Origin of the sequence: Virgibacillus salarius, assembly GCF_039521925.1 — a bacterium.
GTDB classification, from domain to species: domain Bacteria; phylum Bacillota; class Bacilli; order Bacillales; family Amphibacillaceae; genus Virgibacillus; species Virgibacillus salarius.
This window is the reverse complement of record NZ_BAAACY010000088.1, coordinates 79,492-99,596: the sequence shown is the minus strand read 5'-3', so window position 1 is coordinate 99,596 and position 20,105 is coordinate 79,492. Positions and strand designations below refer to the sequence as shown.

General features: G+C 37.8%; 24 protein-coding genes. 10 read left to right on the top strand and 14 right to left on the bottom strand.

Going from position 1 to position 20,105, the window contains the following annotated elements:
• The first annotated feature begins 23 nt into the window (after positions 1–23).
• Genes sat through cysC form a run of 3 tightly spaced genes read left to right on the top strand, consistent with a single transcriptional unit; the run spans position 24 to position 3,604 of the window.
• Complete coding sequence (sat, locus tag ABDZ84_RS11885; RefSeq protein WP_026683038.1) at positions 24–1,193, top strand: sulfate adenylyltransferase; 1,170 nt, start codon at positions 24–26, stop codon at positions 1,191–1,193.
• Between the two features lie 18 nt (positions 1,194–1,211).
• Positions 1,212–2,990, top strand: a complete 1,779-nt coding sequence (locus tag ABDZ84_RS11880; protein ID WP_026683039.1) for an SLC13 family permease — start codon at positions 1,212–1,214, stop codon at positions 2,988–2,990.
• A gap of 11 nt (positions 2,991–3,001) precedes the next feature.
• Complete coding sequence (gene cysC / locus ABDZ84_RS11875; protein WP_026683040.1) at positions 3,002–3,604, top strand: adenylyl-sulfate kinase; 603 nt, start codon at positions 3,002–3,004, stop codon at positions 3,602–3,604.
• 333 nt (positions 3,605–3,937) lie between these two features.
• On the opposite strand, the gene ABDZ84_RS11870 is transcribed toward cysC, so the two are convergent.
• Positions 3,938–4,567 (bottom strand): TetR/AcrR family transcriptional regulator, encoded by a 630-nt coding sequence (locus ABDZ84_RS11870; RefSeq protein WP_051388469.1) that lies wholly within the window; start codon positions 4,565–4,567, stop codon positions 3,938–3,940.
• Between the two features lie 197 nt (positions 4,568–4,764).
• Between ABDZ84_RS11870 and ABDZ84_RS11865 the strand changes: the two genes are divergently transcribed.
• Positions 4,765–5,526 (top strand): SDR family oxidoreductase, encoded by a 762-nt coding sequence (locus ABDZ84_RS11865; RefSeq protein WP_026683041.1) that lies wholly within the window; start codon positions 4,765–4,767, stop codon positions 5,524–5,526.
• Positions 5,527–5,930: 404 nt separating this feature from the next.
• On the opposite strand, the gene ABDZ84_RS11860 is transcribed toward ABDZ84_RS11865, so the two are convergent.
• On the bottom strand, positions 5,931–6,296 hold the full coding sequence (locus ABDZ84_RS11860) for a YybH family protein (RefSeq protein ID WP_026683042.1): 366 nt from the start codon (positions 6,294–6,296) through the stop codon (positions 5,931–5,933).
• A gap of 155 nt (positions 6,297–6,451) precedes the next feature.
• On the opposite strand from ABDZ84_RS11860, the gene ABDZ84_RS11855 reads away from it, so the two are divergent.
• Positions 6,452–7,006, top strand: a complete 555-nt coding sequence (locus ABDZ84_RS11855; RefSeq protein WP_051388470.1) for a hypothetical protein — start codon at positions 6,452–6,454, stop codon at positions 7,004–7,006.
• 276 nt (positions 7,007–7,282) lie between these two features.
• Here the strand turns inward: ABDZ84_RS11855 and ABDZ84_RS11850 are convergent, their stop codons facing one another.
• Positions 7,283–7,852 (bottom strand): histidine phosphatase family protein, encoded by a 570-nt coding sequence (locus tag ABDZ84_RS11850; protein WP_026683043.1) that lies wholly within the window; start codon positions 7,850–7,852, stop codon positions 7,283–7,285.
• A gap of 153 nt (positions 7,853–8,005) precedes the next feature.
• On the opposite strand from ABDZ84_RS11850, the gene ABDZ84_RS11845 reads away from it, so the two are divergent.
• Positions 8,006–8,350, top strand: coding sequence for a DUF3889 domain-containing protein (locus tag ABDZ84_RS11845; protein WP_026683044.1), 345 nt, complete (start codon positions 8,006–8,008; stop codon positions 8,348–8,350).
• Between the two features lie 38 nt (positions 8,351–8,388).
• Here ABDZ84_RS11845 and ABDZ84_RS11840 read toward each other — a convergent pair whose 3' ends face one another.
• Complete coding sequence (locus ABDZ84_RS11840; protein ID WP_026683045.1) at positions 8,389–8,931, bottom strand: GNAT family N-acetyltransferase; 543 nt, start codon at positions 8,929–8,931, stop codon at positions 8,389–8,391.
• 618 nt (positions 8,932–9,549) lie between these two features.
• On the opposite strand from ABDZ84_RS11840, the gene ABDZ84_RS11835 reads away from it, so the two are divergent.
• A complete protein-coding gene (locus ABDZ84_RS11835; RefSeq protein ID WP_034679881.1) occupies positions 9,550–11,145 on the top strand; it encodes a M4 family metallopeptidase in 1,596 nt (531 codons plus the stop codon).
• 448 nt (positions 11,146–11,593) lie between these two features.
• On the opposite strand, the gene ABDZ84_RS11830 is transcribed toward ABDZ84_RS11835, so the two are convergent.
• The 5 genes from ABDZ84_RS11830 to ABDZ84_RS11810 form a co-directional block, all read right to left on the bottom strand.
• Entirely contained in the window at positions 11,594–11,971 is a 378-nt protein-coding gene (locus tag ABDZ84_RS11830) for a hypothetical protein (protein ID WP_026683047.1), read from the bottom strand.
• Between the two features lie 79 nt (positions 11,972–12,050).
• Positions 12,051–12,851 (bottom strand): hypothetical protein, encoded by an 801-nt coding sequence (locus tag ABDZ84_RS11825; RefSeq protein ID WP_026683048.1) that lies wholly within the window; start codon positions 12,849–12,851, stop codon positions 12,051–12,053.
• A gap of 134 nt (positions 12,852–12,985) precedes the next feature.
• Entirely contained in the window at positions 12,986–13,300 is a 315-nt protein-coding gene (locus ABDZ84_RS11820) for an NUDIX hydrolase (RefSeq protein WP_309299829.1), read from the bottom strand.
• A gap of 146 nt (positions 13,301–13,446) precedes the next feature.
• Positions 13,447–13,908, bottom strand: coding sequence for a DinB family protein (locus ABDZ84_RS11815; protein WP_026683049.1), 462 nt, complete (start codon positions 13,906–13,908; stop codon positions 13,447–13,449).
• 4 nt (positions 13,909–13,912) lie between these two features.
• The gene (locus ABDZ84_RS11810) at positions 13,913–14,293 is read right to left on the bottom strand and encodes a hypothetical protein (RefSeq protein WP_026683050.1); all 381 of its coding nucleotides are present in this window, start codon (positions 14,291–14,293) and stop codon (positions 13,913–13,915) included.
• 218 nt (positions 14,294–14,511) lie between these two features.
• On the opposite strand from ABDZ84_RS11810, the gene ABDZ84_RS11805 reads away from it, so the two are divergent.
• Positions 14,512–15,000, top strand: a complete 489-nt coding sequence (locus ABDZ84_RS11805; RefSeq protein ID WP_034679883.1) for a GyrI-like domain-containing protein — start codon at positions 14,512–14,514, stop codon at positions 14,998–15,000.
• A gap of 150 nt (positions 15,001–15,150) precedes the next feature.
• Here the strand turns inward: ABDZ84_RS11805 and ABDZ84_RS11800 are convergent, their stop codons facing one another.
• Positions 15,151–15,522 carry a VOC family protein gene (locus ABDZ84_RS11800; protein ID WP_026683052.1) on the bottom strand — a complete coding sequence of 124 codons (372 nt, stop codon included), beginning with the start codon at positions 15,520–15,522 and terminating at the stop codon, positions 15,151–15,153.
• Positions 15,523–16,282: 760 nt separating this feature from the next.
• On the opposite strand from ABDZ84_RS11800, the gene ABDZ84_RS11795 reads away from it, so the two are divergent.
• Positions 16,283–16,489: a DUF2642 domain-containing protein gene (locus tag ABDZ84_RS11795; RefSeq protein WP_034679890.1), complete on the top strand. Its 207-nt coding sequence runs from the start codon at positions 16,283–16,285 to the stop codon at positions 16,487–16,489.
• A gap of 142 nt (positions 16,490–16,631) precedes the next feature.
• Here ABDZ84_RS11795 and ABDZ84_RS11790 read toward each other — a convergent pair whose 3' ends face one another.
• The 4 genes from ABDZ84_RS11790 to ABDZ84_RS11775 all read right to left on the bottom strand — a co-directional run bounded on the left by ABDZ84_RS11790 (position 16,632) and on the right by ABDZ84_RS11775 (position 18,608).
• The gene (locus tag ABDZ84_RS11790) at positions 16,632–17,033 is read right to left on the bottom strand and encodes a hypothetical protein (RefSeq protein WP_343781614.1); all 402 of its coding nucleotides are present in this window, start codon (positions 17,031–17,033) and stop codon (positions 16,632–16,634) included.
• 401 nt (positions 17,034–17,434) lie between these two features.
• Complete coding sequence (locus ABDZ84_RS11785; RefSeq protein WP_026681909.1) at positions 17,435–17,914, bottom strand: hypothetical protein; 480 nt, start codon at positions 17,912–17,914, stop codon at positions 17,435–17,437.
• A gap of 166 nt (positions 17,915–18,080) precedes the next feature.
• Positions 18,081–18,233: a YjcZ family sporulation protein gene (locus ABDZ84_RS11780; RefSeq protein WP_080668705.1), complete on the bottom strand. Its 153-nt coding sequence runs from the start codon at positions 18,231–18,233 to the stop codon at positions 18,081–18,083.
• 276 nt (positions 18,234–18,509) lie between these two features.
• Entirely contained in the window at positions 18,510–18,608 is a 99-nt protein-coding gene (locus ABDZ84_RS11775) for a YjcZ family sporulation protein (RefSeq protein ID WP_166530617.1), read from the bottom strand.
• Between the two features lie 551 nt (positions 18,609–19,159).
• Between ABDZ84_RS11775 and ABDZ84_RS11770 the strand changes: the two genes are divergently transcribed.
• Positions 19,160–19,588 carry a CHRD domain-containing protein gene (locus ABDZ84_RS11770; RefSeq protein WP_026681910.1) on the top strand — a complete coding sequence of 143 codons (429 nt, stop codon included), beginning with the start codon at positions 19,160–19,162 and terminating at the stop codon, positions 19,586–19,588.
• Positions 19,589–20,105 lie beyond the last annotated feature (517 nt).

Sequence of the window (20,105 nt, the reverse complement as noted above, 5' to 3'; positions counted from 1 at the left end):
GCGAATAGGAGGGAGCTTAAGTGATATCAACAACGGAACAGATAGGAAGTATACCTCATGGAGGTAAATTAATCCAAAGGCAAGTCGCTAAGGAAGAACGGGGTGCCTATTTGCAAAAAATAGCGAACGTAAAAACAGTAACAGTAAATACGTGGCATCTCTCCGATTTGGAATTGATTGCGAATGGAGGCTTTAGCCCTCTTACTGGATTTATGGGGAAGACAAATTATACAAGAGTTGTAGAAGAAATGCGGTTGGAGGATGGCACGATTTGGAGTATCCCCATCACACTAGATGTAGAAAAAGCACAAGCAGAGGCATTGGAAATCGGTGATCAAATCGCACTGATTGGCGAGGATGATGAGGTATATGGTGTCTTAAATCTTACCGAGAAGTATCACTATGAAAAGGAAAAAGAAGCAAAGCTTGTGTATGGCACAACTGACCCATCACATCCAGGTGTTAAAAAAGTGTATGAAAAAGGTGATATATATCTAGCTGGTCCTATTCATCTACTTCAAAAGAAAGCAAATAATCAATTCGCTAATTATCAGCTAGATCCAAGAGAAACAAGGAAATTATTCGCAGCATTAGGATGGAAAACAATTGTAGGATTTCAAACAAGGAACCCAGTGCACCGCGCACACGAGTATATTCAGAAATGTGCATTAGAATCTGTTGACGGGCTATTGCTTAATCCTTTAGTAGGAGAAACAAAATCAGATGATATCTCAGCTGATATACGAATGAAAAGCTATGAAGTCATCTTAGATAAATATTATCCGAAAGACCGAACGAGACTAGTAATCTATCCTGCAGCGATGCGCTATGCTGGTCCAAGAGAGGCTATCTTACATGCTATTGTTCGAAAAAACTATGGCTGTACGCATTTTATTGTTGGGCGGGACCATGCAGGTGTTGGTGATTATTATGGTACTTACGAAGCGCAGGAGTTAATTTCCCAATACGAGGCAGAGCTAGGAATTCAAATATTTGCATTTGAACATGCATTTTATTGCACAGCATGTGAAAACATGGGAACAGAAAAAACATGTCCACATGATAAATCCTACCACGTTCATTTAAGTGGCACGAAAGTACGTGAGAAGCTACGTAATGGAGAAGAGTTGCCAAAAGAATTTTCACGCCCAGAAGTAGCAAAAGTGTTAAGGGAAGGCTTCAGACAACGTTAAGTAAAGGGAAGGTTCCTCATGTCGAGCGAGATGATCATTGTTTCTATCGTAATTTGTTTCATGATCGGTGGACTTATCATGGATATTGCGCATCCAGTCATTATTGTGTTTACCGCATTAACCATCTTTTTATTAATAGGTATTGTAACACCAGAGGACGCGCTTATTGGTTTTTCTAATGAAGGAATGCTAACCATTGCTCTGTTATTTATTATAGCTGGTGCCATTCAAAAAAGCGGTATTATCGAAGACATTATGAAGAACTGGCTAAATAAAAGTAATAGTTTAATCGGCTCAATGGTCCGAGTACTGATACCAACGTCTACACTTTCTGCATTTTTAAATAATACACCAATTGTTGTTACGTTTACGCCATTAATTAAAAATTGGTGTGAGGAGCATCAAATTGCACCATCAAAATTCTTAATCCCCCTTTCCTATGCGACCATTTTAGGTGGAACCATTACGTTAATGGGGACGTCCACCAACCTTGTCGTACATGGTATGCTAATTGATTACGGCTATGATGGATTTTCAGTCTTTCAGTTAGCAATTATTGGCGTTCCGATTACCATTGTTGGTCTCCTTTATTTGATTGTCATAGGCAGACGCCTGTTACCGGAAAATAAAGGTTTTCAACAGCAGGTAAAAGAGGATTCCCGAGAATATATTGCTGAAATGGTTGTTGAGGATTCGTTTTCAGCGGTAAATCGTAGTGTGAAAGAAGCTGGATTAAGAGAGTTAAAGGGACTTTATTTAATCGAAATTATCCGTGGTAAGGAGCGCGTATCACCTGTCCGCGCTACAACCATTATTCAAGCTGGTGACCGTCTCATTTTTACCGGTATAATCACGGCATTAGCTGAGGTGCAAACAACGAAAGGGTTATCGTTAAGAATGGGAAAGCAAGTTGATTTTGATGATTTAAAGAATGGCAGCTCAACAATTGTAGAAGCTGTTGTATCGCATCAGTCCTCCTTGCTTTCCAAATCGGTGAAGCAATCTAAGTTTCGATCCTTATACGATGCTGGAGTTATTGCAGTTCACCGAGATAGCGAACGAATAAAATCCAAAATTGGTGATATTTTGTTAAAGCCAGGTGATAGCTTACTATTACTAGCAGGAGCCGATTTTATGGAAAAGTATCAGCAATCGGAAGACTTTTATGTAGTAACCCCATTAGATCGACCGAATACATTTCAGCGAAATCCTTTTAAAGGCTGGATAACAATCATTCTCTTTTTAGCGATGATTCTATTGGTTACAATCGGTATATTGAGCATGTTTAAGGCGATGGCTATCGTAGTTGTAATCATGTTAGCAATGAAGGTGATCACAATGGAAGAGGTAAAGAAATATATTCATTTTGATGTGCTATTGCTAATTGCCTGTTCATTTGGTATTGGCATGGCGATGATGAAATCAGGCTTAGCACCTTGGATTGCTGATAAAATATTGAGTGTAGGAGAGCCACTTGGCTTATTTAGCTTACTATTGCTTATCTATATAGCAACAAATCTATTCACGGAAATCATTACAAACAGCGCAGCGGCTATTTTGATGATCCCGATCGTCTTCGAAATGGCAGCTAACCTAGATTTAGAGCCAATGGGCTTTGCAATTACAATGACGATCGCGGCGTCTTCTAGCTTTATTACGCCGATTGGGTATCAAACGAATTTAATTGTCTATGGTCCTGGTGGCTATACATTCAAAGACTATGTAAAAATAGGGACACCCTTAAGTATCTTGGTAATGCTTATTACGGTTATGATTGTATACTTCTGGTGGTTTTAGGAGGGAAAAATGTGACTAAGTCGAAGCATATTGCTTGGCATGACTCGATTGTATCAAAAGAAGCTAGGCAGAAACGAAACAAACATAAAAGTGCAGTACTTTGGTTTACGGGGCTATCTGGCTCCGGGAAATCAACGATTACCGTGGAGCTGGAAAGGAAGCTCTATCAACTAGGTATTTACACGTATCGGCTAGATGGTGATAATATTAGGCATGGATTGAACAAGAATCTTGGGTTTACACCGGAGGATCGAGCGGAAAATATCCGACGAATTGGCGAAGTATCGAAGCTATTTATCGATGCGGGTGTTCTTACATTGACTGCCTTTATCTCTCCATATCGAGAAGACCGCAATCTTGTAAGAGCGCTGCTGCCAGATAAAGAATTTATTGAGGTATATGTAAAATGTAGTTTAGAAGCGTGTGAAGAACGTGATCCCAAGGGATTATATAAAAAAGCACGTGCTGGTACAATAGCGGGTTTTACTGGTGTCGATGCACCTTATGAGGAACCAATTGCTCCTGAACTAACAATTGATACAGAGAAACAATCGATTGAAGAAGCGACGCAGCAGGTTATTAATTACTTGTTAGAAAATGATTATTTAACGTAAGGATAAATGATGCTGTTCGAAGGGAAAACCTTAGAAGAAATTATCTGTATGAATCGTAGCAATTCAAAGGAATGCATATTTATGGCGATACAGCATCAATTCTAGCGTAATGTTAGAACTGTCTCATAAGGTTAAAAAGCTAAGAAAGTATTATATTAGCCCATGTGGATAAAAATGGCGTGTTGAGACGCCCAGCTCCAGCGCCCCGTAACGAGGCGACTTCACGAATCTGGCAGTGAATTTTCTCTCATGCGCAAGCTGAATCATTGCCAAGGAAGAGGAGTGTATTCCAGTTAGTATCGATAAGCTACCTTATGAGACGTTCTTTTTAACTTATGAAGTTGTTTCCGATGCTTCCATTACTTTAGGTGTAAGATATTGCATAGAAATAGGTCTGTTTGACAGCATTTTAATTAATTGGTCAGCCATGTAGTCAGTGGAATATTTGAATCCACCTTTTACCCATTCCATAATCATTCCAAATAACGCATAAGCTTGATAACTTATCTGTAAGTCTTTTTCAATTGAATTGTCTCCCCTGTCCTCTCTTTGCAGCTGTGCAAGGTCGTTCATTGGCAATTTTTTCAAAATATCACATAATTTATTTTGAAAACCTGGTAATACATGTTCGTGATAAATAATGGTTTGATAGAAATCAGCAAAACGTGCCACATGTTCAAATATTTTAATACTAGCAGGGGTCAGGTCATGGAGACTAAATATTTCCTTATTAGCATATGGATCGCGGTAAGATTTAGTTAAATCAGATATGACATCGTCGACTAGCTCATGGAGTAGATCCTCTTGTATTTGGTAGTGCTTATAAAATGTTCCCCGATTTAAATCCGCTGTTTTGACAATATCCGTGATGGTGATTTGTCGTAATTCCTTTTCTTTCATAAGTGTAAGCAACGCAGATTTTAATGCAGTTTTTGACTTATGAATCCGCCGATCTACTTTCATATACAATCTACCACCAATCTGTTTATTATTTTGTTATGTTCAACATCAAGGGTGTTTAATGTTGATTAATCAACATGTTAGCGGTTATTTGAATATTGCTACCTTAAGTATAGTACATTATGCTTCTAGTATACAGTCACATGATATTGTCATTAGTTGGAAGACCTTTTTATATGTAGATAAAGGAGAGATTATGAATGAAATTATCAGGCAAAGTAGCAATTGTTACTGGTGCTGCTTCAGGTATGGGAAAAGCTATTGCTGAGCTCTATGCCAAAGAGGGTGCTAAAGTAATCGTTTCGGATATTAATTTAGAAGGTGCAGATGCGGTAGCTTCTGCCATCGAATCAGCTGGTGGTACAGCAAGAGCAATGAAGACAAACGTAGCAGAACGTGAAGAAATCGACCAATTAATTGATATAACTGTTCAAGAATTTGGAACGCTAGATATTCTAGTCAATAATGCAGGAATTATGGATGGCTTTGAGCCCGCAGGCGAAATCGAAGATGAGAATTGGGAGCGAATCTTTGCCATTAATACAACTGCGGTAATGCGTGCTACAAGAAAAGCCCTACCGATCTTTCTAGAAAAAGGAAAAGGCGTTATTGTTAATACTGCGTCAACTGGCGGTTTAAATGGGGCGCATGCTGGTGCAACATATACTGCTTCCAAACACGCTGTAATTGGTTTTACGAAGAACACTGGCTATATGTATGCAGATAAAGGTATTCGATGTAATGCAATTGCTCCAGGTGGTGTTGCAACCAATATCGGTGCATCCATGAAAAACGTAAACGAGCTTGGAGCAAGTCGTACAAAAGCTGGTCAGGCAGTTATGCCACGTGCTGGACAACCTGAAGAAATTGCCAATGTAGCTCTATTCTTAGCATCTGAAGATTCAAGCTTTATAAATGGTACGGTCATTACTGCAGATGCAGGCTGGACAGCAGCATTCTAATGAAAAAGTACTAGATATGCGGGGGCAAAAGCGTTCTAATCGAAGAAAAAAATGAAACAACTAAAAATGATCGTTCGTTCAACTAATTCGCTCCAGAAATATACGTGCTTCCGCGTTCGGCTGGTGCCCCTCCTCTTGCTGGTGAAATGTCGTACTACGGTGTCTGCTCGAAGCCTTTTATCTTGTACTCTCGCAGGATAAGGAAGGCTTCGACAGCAGTACATCGCACGCAGGAAAAGCGATCTTCTTTTTTCAACAATCTACGAATATTTGCTATTGTGCATCTTTAGAATGGACTGTTTTAGTTAGATCCTATCCTTCCCTTTTCCATTATATAAAAAATGAAGATAACTTGCTCGTATACAAAGGTTGTGTCCTTTCTTGCTAAACGTTATGTGATGAACTTACAAACTACTTAAATGCTCGTGAATAAGCCTCCACTTCCCATCCTCCGTTTGTACAAAAACATTTGTTGCACGTCCGCTTCCTGAAACAAGCCGCCCTTCATAGTACCCTTTATAATGGTAGTTGTAGATACAGGTTGCTGTATGTTCATCGACAGCGATCCACTGAATGTTTTTTGCTTGGTAAATTTCATCCTCAATTGTCCTCCACGCGTGCTCGAAATACATTTTTATTTCAGGGATGGAAGCACAGGTTTTATCGGTAAACCAATAATGTGCATCCTTATGTAACATCTTTTCAACCTGTTGGAAATCATGTGAGTTCGTTGCATCTATATACTGTGTAAGTGCATTTTTATAGTTCATGATTAGTCACTCCTCTTATGTTTCGTTTTAATTGTACCTGTTAAAAGTATAGCTTTGTTTACGCACAAAAACAAGAATATACGTTCGTTTATTTATGCTGTTGACATTTTAATTCAGAAATTTATAAAATTAGATTAGGGATGGGGAGGGAGAAAATGTATATTATCTTAGGAATTGGTATAATTGCTGTTGTTATTGTTTTATTTTCAATAGCTAAATTTGCAGCGTTTTCGGAGTTTATGAGTGGTTTTAAAAAAGGGACATTTGAAAAGTTAATGATTGGGCTTTCCGTTGCAGGCGTTGTATCGCTCGCTTATGGAATTTATTATGAAGTGACCTATCAACCACCCTATTTAGATATACAGGTGAATGGGAATGAACATACAGTTTTTGGTGAAATTGGTGATGTCGGATATTATGGTGATGGACTTGTAACTAAAGATAAAGAAGCCAATCTTCATCTTGTCACATGGGAAGATTGGAATTTAGAGGGCAACACGGTAGTAGAGCTTACCTATCCATCAGGTGCAACGGAAACGTGGGAGGCAAATATAACCGAATTAAATGACCAAGTAATCAATGGTTTGGCAGAAGCGCATGATGTGCAAAGTATATATGAGCTTTCCCCCTATACATTTACGGAATCAGGAAATGTAGAAGTACGTATACAGGAAGCCGAGGCTAGCTTTATTATTGAAGTAAAGGAATGATCATCAAAAAAGGACGACAGATGTCTATGTGTGGAGTTTTTCAGCTCCATGTGGAACTGGATGTTAAGCCCCATCGTTGTCCGGTATGTAATGTGCTTACAAAATGAAGGAAGATACATTGATAATTGATTAACATACACAAATATAGGGGGTGCCGCCATGGCGGGCACCCCCTACGATAAGTCATCATTGGCTCGCAAGCTTCAACTTGAAGCCTTTATCTCTATTGACTCACTCCAGTCGCTACGTTTCTAATCGAGCGCTTGCGCTTTTTTCTTAGGAGAGATGTTCTGTTTGATTATAGTCACGAACCTTCCAATCATCTTGCTGAACATGAATATTACTAATACATCCATTCATAAGCTTTGTTTTACCAGAACCAATTTCCCCGTCAGATAGCTCGGAGAGTATCGCATTAATTACAGCGCCATGTGCAACTAATAAAATCCGTTTGTTAGGGTATTGCTCCTTCACTTTTGCAATACCACCCATTACTCGTGCTTGAAAATCCTCCCGCTCTTCCTGATTAGGGAAGTTGCGATCAGGATAAGCTTCATTCCTTTCTGCGATGGTCATTCCTTCTGCTTTTCCAAAAGATCGTTCCTTGAACGCTTCCATTATTTTAAATGGTAATTGTAGTTGCTTATTTATAATTTCTGCAGTTTCCTTTGCCCTTCGTAATGGACTACATATCAGTTCATCATAATCTTCGCTATTTAAATATGTAGCACATTTCATAGCTTGCTTTCTACCAGTATCATTTAATGGAATATCCGTTTTGCCTTGGAGCTTTCCCGCGGCATTCCAATCGGTTTCCCCGTGTCTAATTAAACAAATAGTTGTCATGTTCATTGCTCCCTCCCCTTCATCACCTATTCATTTATTATACTAAATAAAATTCGTTGAAGTTCACAGTAAACGTGTTCGAAGTTCACAAATCAAGATACGTATAAATTCACAAATTCTTCACATTCTAAATGTATAAAGGAGGATGGACCGATGCATACATTTTTTATGGCAGTTAGCTTGAGTGGGTTGATGCTTATTACAGGGGCGACTTCTCTAATTCCTACAGAACAAGCTGCTGCAGCTGTTGTTGAAGAAGTTCCTGCCTATGCAAAGTGGGGTAAAATGGCTGTCAAAGCAACGATGGCTAAATATCCAGATGCCGAGATTGTTGATTATTTATACAGTGGCAATGAAGAACAGGATGACTCAAGAATAGAAAAATTTAAGCTGTGGCTACGAGAAGGAGATAAGGAATTTGGTGTGCGAATTCATATAAAGCATCATGTATCGTCAGAAAAAGTAGAAGGAATTTCCTTTGAGGAAACGTCGAATTGACAAAAGCGCATGACGATAATCGATCTGCGCTTTTGTTCCTACATATCTTCTGGATTGATGATAGCTAATACTTGATGGTCTTCCCACTTTCCGTTTATTTTCACATTCTTTTTGGCAATACCTTCTTTATGAAATCCTGCCTTCTCTAATACACGAATCGATCCGGTATTATGTGGCATAACTCCTGCTTCAATCCGATGGAGCTTCAGCTCGTTAAATCCGAAATCTACTACAAGCTTAGCCGCCTCGGTCATGTATCCTTTGCCATTATGAGATTTATCAAGAACGTAGCCGATAAGTGCACACTGTACTGGTCCCCGCTTTACTTGAAACAAATTAATCGTACCAATTAGCTTGTCCTCTTCGTTTAGAAACATCCCAAAATGGTACTCCTCTTCTTTCGCTTGTCTACTTATCGCTTGCCGAATTCTTTTAAGCTGAGCCTCTTCTGTATAAAAATCCTCTTCTCTTTCTATGGAATAGGCTGCAAAAAAGGAGCGGTTACGTTTTTCGAGATTCAGGCATTCGGTCACATCGTCTTCGGTAAACGGCCTTAGATAGAAATGTTTTCCTTTTAACATCGCTTTCACTTCCTTCCTTCCATCTATCTATTTCGAGTTATTTTGTAGAATTTCCTTCTATTTTATTGCTGAAAAAATAAAAACTATTTCTGTTTTGCTTTCCAAATAAACTGAGGAAAAAGGTGCAAACAAATGAAGGGTCAAGACGAATGATGGAGTATAATCGCTAATTTTTCTCGGATTTATAGTGAATAAGTTATAACATTTTAGCTATTATTTATAATAACCGTAGCTTTATTAGGAGGTTTGAATCGTTTTTAACAGAGGTTTCTTTTCGTTGACAGATAAGGGTAGTTATTTAGCCTCGAAAAAAGTAACGAAATCAGCTTCTTTTCTAATGGGTTTCATTCCTAACTCCTATGTATAAGTAAACAGAAATCAGTACATATTAATCATTTTTTATTATTCATAAACATAGCTACGGGTTTCGACAAATTTATCGAGTCTATTAATCTATAATAGTTTCTACACGTAAGATTCTAGCAATTCATTTTTAAAATTTACTAGAGTTAAGAGGGTGTAGACTTCATAATTAATAGCAGAAAGGGAGTGAAGGATGAACGGCTCCGCTTGCTCCGGGCAGCGGCTAATTTATGAAAGATGGAAAGGATGGTAGGTATGAAATTAAAGAAAAAATGGATGGCTTTGACACTGGCGGTTCCATTGTCATTTGGAATGATTACCCATAGTACTATGATTCATGCGCAAGAAACAAAAATAAACATAGATAACTCCTACGATACCCCCTCATATATTATTGAAAAATGGCAGGCACCAAGTGGTCTATCCAAAAAAGAGGTTGTCCTTTCATATTTGGAATCCAATCAAGAACACTTTCAATTAACAGATCGTTCGCATATTAATTTTAACATAACAAATGAACAAATAGATCGGGAAACAGGCACCACCCATTTTAAGCTAGAGCAGTTGTATAAAGGCATACCTATATTTGGCGCGGATCAGACAATTACATTAGATGAAAATAAAGACGTTACTGCGTATTTCGGTAAGGTTATTCCTGCAATAGAAACGAAAAATGTGGCAGAAAAAACGACGGTATCAGCAGCGAAAGCAAAAGAAATTGCTAAAGCACATATTGAAAAGAAAATTGGGGAAGTAAAGGATTATGATGGTGAAGTAGATGCAAAACGATATTTATATGAATATAAGGAAAAATTCTATGACACGTATCTTGTTACGGCTTCTACTACACAGCCATCCGTAGGGTTTTGGCATTATTTTGTTGACGCGTCCAATGGTAGCATTATCGATTCATATAATGCTGCTCATCATGTTACTGCTTTTGGAAGAGGCGTGTTTGGTGATAAACAGATGTTTGAGGCTCAGGCATTTAATGGGATGTACAGGCTATTTGATATTACTCGTGGTGATGGGGTAGTAACGTATGACCATACAACAGGTACAAATGTAGATATAACAAGTTTAAATAAGATGTTCCGGGATGGATCAGCCGTCGATGCTCATGCAAATGCACAAAAAACATATGATTATTATTTGGATACCTTTAATCGTAATTCTGTAGATGACAATGGTCAAATTTTAATATCAGCGGTTCATGTCGGACATAACTGGAATAATGCATCGTGGAATGGGAGGCAGATGTCCTATGGGGATGGAGATGGCATTCGTTTTCATCCGTTAGCAGGAGGACTTGATGTTGCTGCTCATGAAATGAGCCATGGTGTTGTTCAGCATACAGCCGGATTAATTTATCGTAATCAGTCTGGCGCCTTGAATGAATCGTTTGCAGATATATTTGGGGCAATGGTTGATCGGGATGATTGGCTAATCGGTGATGCAATTATGGCAGATGGAACGATGGCCTTGCGATCAATGGAAGATCCGACGGCATTGATTGAAAGACGCACACAGGAGCCCTATCCAGATCATTGGGATAGAAGATATACAGGACCATTAGATAATGGTGGCGTCCATATAAACAGCAGTATTAATAATAAAGCAGCTTATTTAGTTTCAGAGGGAGGAGAGCATTACGATGTTGAAGTGAATGGAGTTGGCCGTGATGTAACAGAACAAATTTATTATCGCGCCCTATCCCTTTATTTAACAAGTAATTCCGATTTTAGCATGATGCGTCAAGCTGCTATACAAGCGGCTACGGATCTATATGGAGACGAATCAGAGGCGGTGGCAGCTGTCGAACAAGCCTATAATGCTGTTGGAGTCTATTAGTTGAAAAAAATCAATACCTAGCTATCTGTTGTTGGAAGGTAGCTAGGTTATGTATTAGATCAATTTTTTCCGTGGGGATGGTAAGCTGTCTTAAATGATGTATTTAAATAAATATGTTACAGTTCATCGTAATTAATCAGTTGATACTACTTCTACGACAATGTTCCCAGTAAGCTCATCATCTATCCCGCATATAACTGGCAGTAAGACCCCCACTCAAGCAATAAAGTAAAACCAATATGGATAGGTGGGGATCAACTGCCAGTAAATGTCCGATTGGTTCAACTAACAATCCGTGGGGGATAAACAAAACTCCCACGGGATGAAGTTTCACTATATAAAAATGAGTACATTCCAAACTCCGGGAGATGGGAATAATAAATTTGATGGCATATTAACTTCGTTTTTATTAATTTGTGCTCCGCTGTAGAATTCTCCAGAAAACACCTTAATTAAATCTTTTGCTCCTTTTTTTTAATGCCATTATTTCTACTGGTTGATTTTTAATATTTTCTTGCCCCCAATAAAACCAAAAATATTTTTGTGATTTACTAGATACGATTGGGAAAGGGCCAGTTATACCAAATGCATCCTTTTTTCCGATAACTTCATAAGTTAAATCTTCACCATCCTTACTTTTCGTATGATACTCAAAGATTGGAGTAAGCTCCCAATCATTATATGCTTCATTTAATGCAGTTGTTGAATTTTCATCATTCCCTTTTATAGCTTTTACGCTGTCTTCTTTCACTTTACTGTCCGTTTCACACGCGGCAAACACTATTAAGAAAAGCATTAGATAAACCAATACAACCGTTTTATGCAACGATATCACACCTCTCAACAATCTTATTAACTGAAAGTATGCTGGATTCTGTTAAATGATCCCTATTTCTATAAGGAGATTATTTCTTCCGCCAAATTGACTTGGTGTATGCGATGGTCATTCCTACTTTTTGCATGTTCTGCTGGCTCACACTACCAAATGTGGCTTGACCAACGATGATTTTACAGTTTGCCTCTCTTGCAAGCTGGATACGTCGTTGAAGTAAGGCTTGATGCACACCTTTATTTTGGTCGGTAGGAAGCGTTGCTGCGGCAGCTAAGTTCGCAATCGTATTCTTTGTAAATAGTACACCAACTCCTGCCGGTGTATTGCTGCTATTAGCAAGTAGAAACGTCCAGCCAGGCACCTTGTGCAAAACAGCGTTATTTTCTGCAATAAAGGGGTTTAAAAAATCAGGCATTGCGAATCCTTTTGTATAAATATGTGCAAATGTATTAAAATTGTCTATATGTATTGGTTTGATAGTAATATCAGGAAACTGTCTGCGTTTAAGCTTCGCCGTTTCTCCATAAAGAACGGTATGAAATCCTTTTTGGTAAAAGCCTCTGGAAGCAAGTGCATCAAATACAACATTTGACACATGGGCTGGAGTTAGTTCGAATTGTAACGGAATGTTCTTTTGCTGGTAAAAGTCAATTATCTCCTCTAAATAGTCGCTATCATTATCAGTCAGTCCTTTCACTGTATTAAAGGAAGGGCCAGGAATTTTGGTAGCAGTAAATGCAGTAGCATTTCCAAATGTTCTTACGTCAGCATCCATTGGATTTCCTTGGATGTGGGAAATAGCAGTTAATCTTGATTGGAGTGTATCAATCTCAGCTTGTTCGATCTGCAAAGCCATTTCGTTTGTTAGTATCACGTACACACAATCCCTTCTATAGCTCGTATATGACTATTCTCTTATAAATAATGAAAGCTTAAGGGAAAGTTGTGTAGCAATCTCCTTACTGCTGCTCCAAATCATATACGTGAGATAATCGATTACAAAAGTAGTTACGTTTCGAATGTCTTTTCTGTTTTGGTTATCACCTTTTGCTTTAAGCGATCTGCTTGCTTAATATAAGCTTTCACATATCCTGGGATCGTGGACCCGTGGATGATCTCCTCTGTTGTCATCCAATAAACAGCAGCTATCTCGTTAGGATCTTTCGCAATTGCTTTACCAGATTGATGTTCACATAGATATACTATATTTACAACATGGATACCTGTATCGGTTACAAAGGAGGCGCTTGTTATATATATAGGGTGCTTAACAAAAATTCCTACCTCCTCGGTAATTTCTCTACGTAATGTCGTTTCAAGTATGGTATCCGTATTGCCTTCTTTGCTCTACTTTTCCATCAATTAGTGATAATGTATTAGCGGCATGATCTTCTTTACACTACGTTTTCCAATTAACCATTTGTTGTCTTTATAAATGGCGCCTTCTACATTTACGATAAACAATAGTATTACTCCTTATCTGTGTTATAAAGTCCTCTTCGTATTAAATTGGCAGTGATGGGTTCCCTATTTAGCTCGCGCGACCAGATAGATAATTGTCCCACATGGTGGATTTCGTGAGCAATGACATGACGCATGATTTCCCCGTGGGTAAACATTCCAAAACAAGGCTTATAATCTTTACCAGCATAATACGATTCGATATAAGGTAAAATTTGTCTCCTACAAGTTTGGGAAAATGTTACTATATCCTCTAAGCTGGTAAATTCTTCTTTGTCATAATGGTATTCTTCTTTACCAGCTAATCCGTTTATCCACGCTTGCTCCACATCTATGATGTGAAAGAGCGTACCCAAAATACTTCTTACACCACCAGTTCGTTGCTTTACCAGTTCATCGTGAGAAATTTGCGTACACCAATCAAACCATTCATCGCGAACCTGCCAATTATAGCGGAAGAATGTTAGCAAACGATCAGCTCCTTTTTATTAGCTCGTTCCGAAAATCTTTCAGTAGTCCCTGCCTTCTATGGATAAAAGGTAAATAGTAGAAGGTACTTGCTTTTTCTGGGAGTATGGTTGTTTCTGAAAAGATATAGATTGTTTTTTCCAAAGCCGCCGCAATGCCTAATTCTATATGACTCCCTTTTCCTGCAGGTACTAGCATAATAAATACATCACAGTCTACAACTGCTTGCTTCTCTTTGCTGCCAATGAATTGTAGCTCCTTTTCCGTGGTTGCTCGAGTATTCTGTGTCCAGTCGTATGTTTGTAGGTTCCCGTTATGGACGAGCCCTTCTGCTAAGTAACGTACGTGTTCTTTGTTTTTAAAACTAGAGGCTATGTAGAATTTCATAGAAGCGATTTTCCTTTCCAGCTTATGCATTTGTTCGTGAAATAAAGTAAGACTGTTAGCTCCATCAAGGGTTGGTCGAAGGGCGTGCTATACTAAGCTGTAAGCATGCTTGTTAGAATGTAGCCCCCCCTTCTCCCGAAAATAGTTGGAAATATAGACTAGACCTGTCACACTATTAGTATATAATTAGTTAGAAAATTAGGAAAGGGTTGATAATTTTGAGGGATAAGCAGGCTAATGAGGCGAAACTATTGACAAAAGCTGGGTTTACAGCAATTGGTCTAAAATGGGAAGGTACATTTGTTGGAGCGGCCGCTGGAGAAATTCGAAATCTGCAAAGAGAATTGCGAAGGCGAGTACATGAAATAGTCGATGCATTGGAGCCAGATCGTTTCTTTGGATTATCTTATCATGCAAATCCAGCTTCGAATGGTTTCATCCATTATGCTGTCGTGGAAGTGACTGACGTGGAAAAGATTCCATCGGGTATGGAGATTGTAACCCTACCTGAGCTAACATATGCAACGTGTGATCATGAAAAAGGACAGGCAATAGATCGCTCCTACCAAAATATCTATGAATGGATTCAAAGCCAAGGGTATGAGGAGAACTCTGTCGGTCATTTAACCCATGTTGAGCTATACAAGATGGATAAAATCGAAGAGGAGCCAGAATTTACGATATTAATACCCGTAAAGAAAAGCTAGATTTACAGAAGGGCTCAATTAAGACAAACAAATATCATTTCCAAAGAATAAACGATAAAACTCTGAACTATTATTCGAACATAACTTCGTATATCGAATGGAGTTCAGAGTTTCCTTATCTATATTTCGTTTGGTTTGTCCCTTTTCATACTAGCTATCTATAATGACACTAAACGTGTTGCCATCTAGATCATAAAAGTCAAAGCCAGTAATTGCTCCATGATCCTCTACCTCGGAAACATGCACACCTTTTTGCTTTAATTCAGTATGTAATGCATGCACATCAGCAGTTGTAAAATTGAAGTTAGAATTCTGAAAATCCGTAATGTCAGGGAAAGTGGTTGGTGGCATTTTTTTCACCTTTATAAGTGTTACATATTGCTTTTCCTCTGTAAAATAAAAATCTGCTCCATTACCATCTGGCCAAGCGCCAATAGGATTTAACCCAAGCTTCTCCTGATACCATTGAGCAGATTTTTCCATATTGGTTACAGGGATAAATACAGCGCCAATTTTTATCATCTCTATTCCTCCTTTTTTGATTTCACTTTAAGTAACGCAAGCTGGGAGCTAATTCTTACACATTAGGTATTTTTTTGAATGAGGACTACAAAACTCAATGTATTCCCAGCCAAGTCTGTATCGAGTTGTGCGTGTTCAATCATTTTTTGTATAATTTTTGAATCTAATGGTAGGATTGTTTATGTGAACTCCTTATAGTTAGGGATTTGGACAGGACTACCATACCCTAATTATAAGGTTTTTTCATGAATTTTTATAGTTGGAATTACCAATATTCGCAATCTTGAGGAAATGTATGTTGCTTGGCTTTAGTTTCAAAATGTAATGATCGCTAGTGAGGAAATTAAAAAATTAGAGGCTGAGACAAAAGAATGAAGAAACAATTCGTTTTCTAATTAGAATCATTCATTTAGCACCTGAAATAAGCGAGACTCCGGAGGGAACAGCACGAGTCCAAAGATCCACTTGGTAACGTGTTTTTCTTTACTAAGTTAGCTGATGCCGTGCCCGCGAAAAGCGCGTATAGTTTCACGGTGCGGCGATGATACTCCTATTGATAACATGATTATTCGTATTTTGAGTAAAGAAGTTGTGTTTTGTCCCAGCTTCTCGTTGGTAAAGTGTCCTTCATATGGCGAAACTTAAACAGCCCGTTTGATGAGCGGATACTTATTTGTACTTAACCCCTCCTTCACTTATCCATACAGTTAGAATCTTTTAGAATATGATAATACTGTATTGGTAAGAAAGGAGGAATTCGATGAAAGCTGATTACTTTTATCAAAAAGCCTGTAAATACTATGGAAAGCCAGTTAAGGTCGTAGATCACTATGGGAAATGTTATCGTGGTGTTCTAAAGGATGTTACTCCTAAAGGAATTTATCTTGATTCAGGTGTATCAGGGTTCTTTTTTCCCTTCTTTGCTATTGTTTCCCTTGTATTGTTGACATCATTATTCTTTATTTAAAATAAAAGAACCCTTCTAAAAAGTCGAGTATGAATAATGATTACTAGTACACATCGAAGGATTTTAATCATCAAAAGATGCCTCTTATCAACTTATGAAAGAGGCATCTTTTTCGAAAGGATTAACAATTCGGAGGGAAATATTAATAATAGTATGGGAAAAATAAACGACGTAGTCGGAAAAATGGAAATCGGAACCGTCTAAAACGACGAAACCTTCTAGGAAAACCGAATCCACCATATCCGCCATATCCACCATATCCACTATACCCAAAGCCGTATTGGCGTTCCGTTCCCACTTCTCTGTCCATATCACCATATGGCATAAGCAATGTTACACTGTCGTCATCTACATCTTCAATAATGCCATCATACATTTGCCCATCTATTGCTTGAATTTGCACAAAGTATAAATGAAATTTATTACATAATTCATACATTTGTTTTTTGTGTGTATTATGATCCATGTATGGAGAATCATAGCCTTGTTCATATGGTGATTCATAGTGTTGATATGGGTGATCCATTTCATGTTGATAGTGCATTGTATCCTTCCTTCCTATATTACTCACTCCTAAAATATTCATCCCATAGGCAAATGTTACAAAGTATAGCTAATAAATTTAAAATATCATCTTATTGTTGGCAATTTAATAGTGGTACATGCCCAGTTCTCCACATTAAATGATGCAGCTAAAATAAAGGGAATTTCAAAATTAGAAAATGCAAATTAATCAACGTAATACTCCAAAGTGGATTAAAATCACCTTTCATTCTTTTATCTCCGTTGCCTCAGTCCAGTCGCTACGTTTCTATTCGGGAGCTTCCGCTTTTGTTCCTTCTATAATTTAGAGTATGGAAGGAAAGGTATAGGCTCCTTTTGTTTTAAATAAATCCTACCTTGTATCTCTGCAATTATTTTTTATATAAACAAAAAGGTTAGTCACTAAGACCAACCTCTTGAACTATACTGTTCGCTTTCTGATGGAACAGAAATCCCCATTGATTGTAAAGCTTCTTTTGTTTCATTTAAATACGCTTCTGCCTGCTCTTGCCATATGATAATTGTTTCCATAAAGGATTTATATTCAGTTGGCGCATTCTCAGCCATCGTATCTAAGCCCTCACGCACTTTTTTATCTTGCGTCTCCGCATTAATTATACAAGCTATTAATGTGTCAATAATAGATTGCCGTTGCTCACCATTCGTAAGTCTTTGAGATGATCCCACTGCGGTTATACGATGATAGGATGCAGGGACTAGGTGACTATGCATTTCGTTGTTCCCTTTTAAATCCTTTGTTTCCGGTATATGGAATAACTCGCTACTCATAGCACATACCATTTCTTCAGCATACAAACTATGGTACAAAAAAGATAAAACAGCTTCCCAATTGCTTACTCTGTAATTATAAAATGGATACAAAAAACCATCTCCCTTATTTGATAAAAGAATTATCTTTTAGGGTATGATCACATATCCAAGTAGGTGTAATTGATTGGAAAGTTTTCATAAAAAAGATGCTGACAAAAATAAAATATAAGTCAGCATCATCATTTCTTCAATTGTCGATTTATTACGTTAAAACTTTCTAATAACTGTGTCCAAATGCTGCAGCTCCTACAATGATTAATAGAATGAATAATACAACAATAAGTGCAAATCCACCACCGTATCCGTAGCCACCACCATAGCCGCAGCCGTAACCGCCACCATAGCCTTGACCGCCATATCCGAATGACATTCATATCCCTCCTTTTATCCTGCATATAACTGACAGTAAGACCCCCACCTCAAGCAATAGAATGAAATCAAAATTGGTAAGTGGTGGATCGACTGCCAGTAAATGTCCGATTGGTTCAAAAGTCTTTAGGTCATACTTGTGGTACTAACCATCCGTGGGGGATAAACAAAATTAAATTTATATCAACACTCTCTACATAGTAGGAGTGACAAACATGGCTATCATTATTCGTTAAATTGGGTTACTTTATTTCGTCTTAATTCTTATTTACGTTTATTAGCCGTAACTACCATAGCCGAATGATCCAGCACCAACAATAATTAGAACGACAAACAACACAACAACTAGCGCAAATCCACCACCATACTGTGACATTTTTAGATCGGACCCTAATAAATAGACTTCTCTTATAACCTATGAATGAAGGCTTTATTATGATTGGTTATACGCTGATAATGATAAGATTTTTCCGTCTAGAACTGCATAACCTCACTACGTGAGGCATTTTAAACGTATATCAAGAGGAGGGATATTCATGATTGAAAAATGATGTTATGGCTTATGGACCCTACAATGGGCGCATCGATGGAAAATATGTTAATAAGTAAACATGATGAGAACCCATATTCAGTGACACCTATTGTAGGGAAGCTAACCCTACGGGCTTTTAAACAAAATAAAATTATGTAAGCAACTAATTTTAGCATTTCCTTTGACAACATGGTGTATTAGGAAAATGCGGATTTTACAGAATTTCTATTTCCCAAGTATTAAAATTGAGAAGCTAGCCTTTTGGTTCCTTCATTGACAGTTAATGTCCGCGTGACCTGGCTCGTTACTATACATCCAACAATTAGGTTTTAAAACTATACAGACCATATATCCATACATAAACTATAGCAATTATATGGAAGGAAGGTGAAAACATGCTAAAAACGTTTAAAGCTAGATTGAAGGGAGATAACGAAGTCCCCCCGGTAAAGACTAACGCTTTTGGTAGTGCAAAATTTGTAGTAAATAAAAGAAGAACTAAAGTAAAGTTTTCGCTAGATGTTCGGAACATTCGAAATTTCATTCAGGCTCATATTCACTTTGGTGAACGTGGAGAAAATGGACCAGTAGTAGTTTTCCTATTTGGGGCTAACCTAGAAACGCTTGAGGAACAAAATGGCATTACGACGCAAAGAGGTGTTATTACTGGCATTATTACTGATGATGACATTGTACCAAATGAGGTAGGAATAAGGACTGTAGAGGATTTAATAAATTCTATGGAACGAGAACTAACGTATGTAAATGCTCATACTGAACAAAATCCTGCAGGGGAGATTAGAGGTCAAATTGTACCACTTTAGTTTCCGCGATTAATCGCTAATGATATTCGCACTAGGATAGTTATAACCGATTATGCAAGAAATTTAATTGTTTATGTATTGTAACGATGGCTAACTTACAAAATAAAATAAATCCCAATTAAAGTATTGTGGTCCATCGTTCCATAAGCTTATGTATATGATAGGGTAATAGGTTATAAAACGACACTCTTCTATATATAAAAATCCTAGTAGAAACCAATGGGCTTTTCCTTTGTTTGTCATGTTATAACCTTTTATCTTATGAAACCTGTCTCAGATGATATGGTAATGAAACATAAATTACATGACATTCCTTTTATTTCTAAGACACGTTTTTTAAGCCGAATTATCGGGAAGAAAGGTCCACATTTTAAGCTTCTCGATGGAATCATGAAAGATAAATGAGCGGTCAATTGCTCGTAAAGCCCGATTAGTGTGATACAGTGAAACTTACCTTTGCATTCTTTCAAAGGTATCATTGTTGAATCGATCGGGTTCGTATCGTTGATGGAAAAAG

Bases quoted from the DNA above. Each gene is read 5' to 3' on its own strand.
- ABDZ84_RS11800 (WP_026683052.1), bottom strand. From the start codon at position 15,522: ATGATAAAAATTGGCGCTGTATTTATCCCTGTAACCAATATGGAAAAA.
- ABDZ84_RS11860 (WP_026683042.1), bottom strand. From the start codon at position 6,296: ATGAACTATAAAAATGCACTTACACAGTATATAGATGCAACGAACTCA.
- ABDZ84_RS11865 (WP_026683041.1), top strand. From the start codon at position 4,765: ATGAAATTATCAGGCAAAGTAGCAATTGTTACTGGTGCTGCTTCAGGT.
- ABDZ84_RS11795 (WP_034679890.1), top strand. From the start codon at position 16,283: ATGAAAGCTGATTACTTTTATCAAAAAGCCTGTAAATACTATGGAAAG.
- ABDZ84_RS11770 (WP_026681910.1), top strand. From the start codon at position 19,160: ATGCTAAAAACGTTTAAAGCTAGATTGAAGGGAGATAACGAAGTCCCC.
- ABDZ84_RS11845 (WP_026683044.1), top strand. From the start codon at position 8,006: ATGCATACATTTTTTATGGCAGTTAGCTTGAGTGGGTTGATGCTTATT.
- ABDZ84_RS11835 (WP_034679881.1), top strand. From the start codon at position 9,550: ATGAAATTAAAGAAAAAATGGATGGCTTTGACACTGGCGGTTCCATTG.
- ABDZ84_RS11870 (WP_051388469.1), bottom strand. From the start codon at position 4,567: ATGAAAGTAGATCGGCGGATTCATAAGTCAAAAACTGCATTAAAATCT.
- ABDZ84_RS11775 (WP_166530617.1), bottom strand. From the start codon at position 18,608: ATGTCACAGTATGGTGGTGGATTTGCGCTAGTTGTTGTGTTGTTTGTC.
- ABDZ84_RS11855 (WP_051388470.1), top strand. From the start codon at position 6,452: ATGTATATTATCTTAGGAATTGGTATAATTGCTGTTGTTATTGTTTTA.
- ABDZ84_RS11810 (WP_026683050.1), bottom strand. From the start codon at position 14,293: ATGAAATTCTACATAGCCTCTAGTTTTAAAAACAAAGAACACGTACGT.
- ABDZ84_RS11780 (WP_080668705.1), bottom strand. From the start codon at position 18,233: ATGTCATTCGGATATGGCGGTCAAGGCTATGGTGGCGGTTACGGCTGC.
- ABDZ84_RS11880 (WP_026683039.1), top strand. From the start codon at position 1,212: ATGTCGAGCGAGATGATCATTGTTTCTATCGTAATTTGTTTCATGATC.
- ABDZ84_RS11840 (WP_026683045.1), bottom strand. From the start codon at position 8,931: ATGTTAAAAGGAAAACATTTCTATCTAAGGCCGTTTACCGAAGACGAT.
- ABDZ84_RS11850 (WP_026683043.1), bottom strand. From the start codon at position 7,852: ATGACAACTATTTGTTTAATTAGACACGGGGAAACCGATTGGAATGCC.
- ABDZ84_RS11790 (WP_343781614.1), bottom strand. From the start codon at position 17,033: ATGCACTATCAACATGAAATGGATCACCCATATCAACACTATGAATCA.